The sequence below is a fragment of the Streptomyces zinciresistens K42 genome, assembly GCF_000225525.1.
Lineage (GTDB): Bacteria > Actinomycetota > Actinomycetes > Streptomycetales > Streptomycetaceae > Streptomyces > Streptomyces zinciresistens.
In genome coordinates, this window is the sequence record NZ_AGBF01000354.1 from 1 (window position 1) to 3803 (window position 3803).

The 3803-nt window shown below is 75.6% G+C and carries 3 protein-coding genes; 1 reads left to right on the forward strand and 2 read right to left on the reverse strand.

The genetic code is table 11. The features are described from left to right. Both SZN_RS36145 and SZN_RS36150 read right to left on the reverse strand, forming a co-directional pair. Nucleotides 1–1024: serine/threonine-protein kinase (locus tag SZN_RS36145; RefSeq protein WP_007505430.1), on the reverse strand; the 1024-nt coding region annotated here is incomplete at its 3' end. 128 nt (nt 1025–1152) lie between these two features. Continuing rightward, nucleotides 1153–2838, reverse strand: a complete 1686-nt coding sequence (locus SZN_RS36150) for a serine/threonine-protein kinase (RefSeq protein WP_007505431.1) — start codon at nt 2836–2838, stop codon at nt 1153–1155. A gap of 354 nt (nt 2839–3192) precedes the next feature. On the opposite strand from SZN_RS36150, the gene SZN_RS36155 reads away from it, so the two are divergent. Further along, a partial coding sequence (locus SZN_RS36155; RefSeq protein WP_007505432.1) for an FHA domain-containing protein occupies nt 3193–3803 on the forward strand: 611 nt, incomplete at its 3' end.

A 3803-nucleotide genomic window follows, 5' to 3' on the forward strand; every position in this document is an offset into this window, starting at 1 on the left:
CGCCGGCCAGTTCGTCGGGGGCGGGCACCCGCATCGACGTGTGGGTGTCCCGGTTGGAGTCGGCGGGCCCGGCGCCCGGCACCAGCGGCACCGCGCCCCGCCGCCGCACCCGCTCGCCCGCGGGCACCGGCTCCTCGGCGGACGGCGCCTGGTCCTGGTCCGGCTCCGCGTCGGGTTCGTCCACGTCCAGCGGCGGCATCCCGGCCACCAGCGGCTCCAGCTCCCGCAGCCGGGCCGCCAGCTCCGAGGCCCGCAGCCGGGAGGCGGGTGCCTTCGCCAGGCACTGCACGACGAGCTGCCACAGCTCGTCGGGGATGCCGGGGAGCGGCGCGACCGTCTCGGTGACATGGCGGCGCAGCACCGCGCCCGGGTGTCCGCCGCCGAACGGCGTGAAGCCCGCCAGCAGCTCGTACAGGACGGTGGCGAGGGCGTAGATGTCGACCGCGGCGCGGGGCGGCAGGCCCTCGACGATCTCCGGGGCGAGGTAGTCCGGGGTGCCGATGATCTTGGTGGCGCGGGTGCGGCGCGGCGAGTCGATGAGCTTCGCCACACCGAAGTCGGTCAGCAGGGCCGGGTGCGAGCCGCCCGGCCCGAGCGGGCCCTGCATGTCGAGCAGGATGTTCTCCGGCTTGACGTCGCGGTGGACGACACCGGCCGCGTGGGCGGCGGCGAGCCCGTCGGCGACGTCGGCGGCGATCGCCACGGCCGCCGCCGGCGCGAGCCGCCGGTCGCGGTCGAGGCGGGTGCGCACGTCGGTGCCCCGGACCAGGTCCATGACGAGCGCGAGGTCGTTGCCGTCGACCACCAGGTCGCGCACGGAGACGATGTTCGGGTGCTCCAGTCCGAGCAGGGCCGTGCGCTCCTGCACGAAGCGTCCGACCAGTTCCTGGTCGGACGCGAGATCCTCGCGCAGCAGCTTCACGGCGACGGGGCCCTCGGGCCCCTCACCGAGCCACACCGTGCCGGCGCTGCCCCGCCCCAGGATCTGGTTGGCGGTGTACCGGCTGCCGATCTTCCGTGCCAAGACTGCTCCTACCGACGCGTGTTGCCGCCAAAACTACGCGCCGGAAGAGCCAACCTTCACCACGGAGGCGGAAATCGCCCGTCAGATGTCGACAAGTTCCCAAACTCGCGCCCTCGGGCGGACCCCGGTCAGCCGGTGCCCGAGCCCGAGCCCGAGCCGCCGCCCAGATCGCCGATCCAGCCGGTGACGGTGTCGAACCAGTCGCCGAGCTGGCCCCAGTAGCTCTGGCCGGTACCGATCCAGTCCTGCAACGGGCTCAGCTCCCAGACCAGCCAGCCCGCGACGACCAGGATGACGACCGTGAACAGGCAGCCCTTGAGGCAGCCGAGGCCCGGAATCCGCATCGGGTTGGCGCTGCGCCTGCGCGGCTCACGCGGTTCACGCGGCTCGCGCTGCGGACGCTGCGGCTCCGGGGCGTGCCGCTGGGGCGGCTGCTGCGGCTGGCGCGGCGGGGCGTACGGCTGGGGCTGGCGCTGCGGGGCCTGCTGCGGCTGAGGCTGGCCGCCGTAGCCGCCCTGCCGCCCGCGCTGCGGAGGCCGCTGCGGGGGCTGCTGGGGGCGGGCGACCTGGCGCTGGGGACGCCGGCGCAGCGGGTCCTGGCCGGGGTCGAGGTACTGCACCTGGGTCTGCTCGTTGCGGTCCCGGGCCGCGCGCAGCTGGTTCTGCCAGGGGTGCGGGTCCTCGGGGCCGGGCTGTCCGGGCGGCACCGGCGGCATGACGGAGGTCCGGTCGCCGTCGCCGCGCCCGCCCGTGCTGGGCAGGACGGCCGTGGGGTCGGCGGCGCCGGCCGGGCCGGGGGCGCCGGTGTGCGGCAGGACGCTGGTCGCCGCGTTGGGGTCGAAGGAGCCCGCGCCGTGCGGGAGCACCTGGGTGGCGTCGGCCGAGCCCGGCACGGGGGCCGGGGCGGGGTCGGGGGCGAGCAGGGCGCCGACGCCCTCGGCCGCGCCGATCTGCGCGGAGTTGGCGTGCACGCCGATGCCCTCGGCGACGACGCGCAGGCCGCGGGCGAGGTTCTCGGCGCTGGGCCGCTCGTCGGGGTTCTTGCGCAGGCAGCGCTCTATGACGGTCCACAGCGGGTCGGGGACCGTGGAGGGGCGGCGCGGTTCGGCGCTGAGGTGCTGGTGCAGCACCTCCAGGGCGGAGCCGCCGCCGAACGGCGGGCGTCCGGTGACCAGCTCGTACAGCAGGATGCCGGCGCCGTAGATGTCGACGGCGGAGGTCTGCGGGCGGCCCTCGGCGGACTCGGGCGCGACGTAGGCGGGCGTGCCGACGAACTCGTGCGTGCGGGTCAGGCCCGGGGAGTCGGCGAGGCGGGCGATGCCGAAGTCCGTGAGCAGGGGGTGCATCTGGCCGCCGTTCTGCCGCAGCAGGACGTTGGCGGGCTTGAGGTCGCGGTGGACCACGCCGTCGGCGTGGCTCGCGGCGAGCGCGTCGGCGATCTGCGCCGTGAGCAGGGCCGCGGCGACCGGTGTGAAGGGGCCGTTCTCGCGGAGGTAGCGGTGCAGGTCGGGGCCCTCGACGAGGTCCATGACCAGAGCGAGCAGCTCCCCCTCGACGACCAGGTCGCGGACCCGGACGATGTTGGGGTGGGTCAGCCTCAGCAGGACGGACCGCTCCCGCAGGAACCGCATCACGATGTCCGCGTCGCTGGCGAGCTCCTCCTTGAGGACCTTGATCGCGACGGTCTCGCCGGGCTGTCCCGGCACGGCCGCCTCGGCACCTGCGGTCTCCCGCTGGCGGGCTCGCCAGACGGTCCCCGTGGCACCGCGACCGAGCGGCTCCTCGAGGATGTACTTGCTGCCTACCGGCCGCACGTCGCGCTCCCTGCTGCTCGTCTACGTTCCGACCCACTGTAATGCCGCGCCCCCGGGCACCGGCCTGTCCGCGTCCTGTGCATCTCGCGTACGGCCGCCCGCACATGTTCGAAGGAAAGACGCACGGGTCCGTCTCCTGGTTGCCGCGAAGGGGCGTGACCGATCTCAAGTGATCACCGGCGGGTCATCTGTCAGGCACTTTTGCGGGCAGAGCCGACCAATCAAGATCACTTGCCTTCGGGTGGGGGGCGCGCTGTCAGTGGCAGGTGCAAGGATGCGTGCAGTTACTGGCCGATGTGCTCGTGCGGGGGCGGGCGCCCGTCCGCGCCCGCGCAGAAGGGACCGCTGACGCCGATGCAGATCCGGCTGACCGTCGTAGACCCGCAGGCCCAGGGCTCCCCGGCGCGGGGCCGCACGGCGAGCTGCGACGTGCTGGTCACGGCTCCCGCGGGCACCGCCCTGGCGGCGGTGGCGTCGGCGCTCGCCTCGGCGGTGTCCGGGAGCGACGGCCCCGTCGCGCTGTACGCGGGCGCGGAGCGGCTGGACGACAGGCGCAGCACCCTCGGCGAGCCCCCGCTGACGGACGGCGCGGTGCTGTCCCTGGGCGGCCCCGCGGCCCCCGAGCCCCATCCCGAGCTCGACGACGCCCCCACCCGGCTCCACGTGGTGGCGGGCCCGGACGCGGGCGGGGTCCACCTCCTGCACGGCGGCGAGATCCGGGTCGGCCGCTCGGCCGGCGCCGACGTCCCGCTCGACGACCCGGACGTCTCACGGCTGCACTGCGCGGTCACCGTCGCGGCGGACGGGCGTGTCGCGGTCGCCGACCTCGGCTCCACCAACGGCAGCACCCTGGACGGCGCGCGGCTGGGCGCCCGCCCGGTGCGGTTCGCGCCGGGCGCGCTGCTGCGGATCGGCGAGTCGGCCCTGCGGCTGGCCCCGGCCGGCGGCCCCGGCGCGCGCGTGCG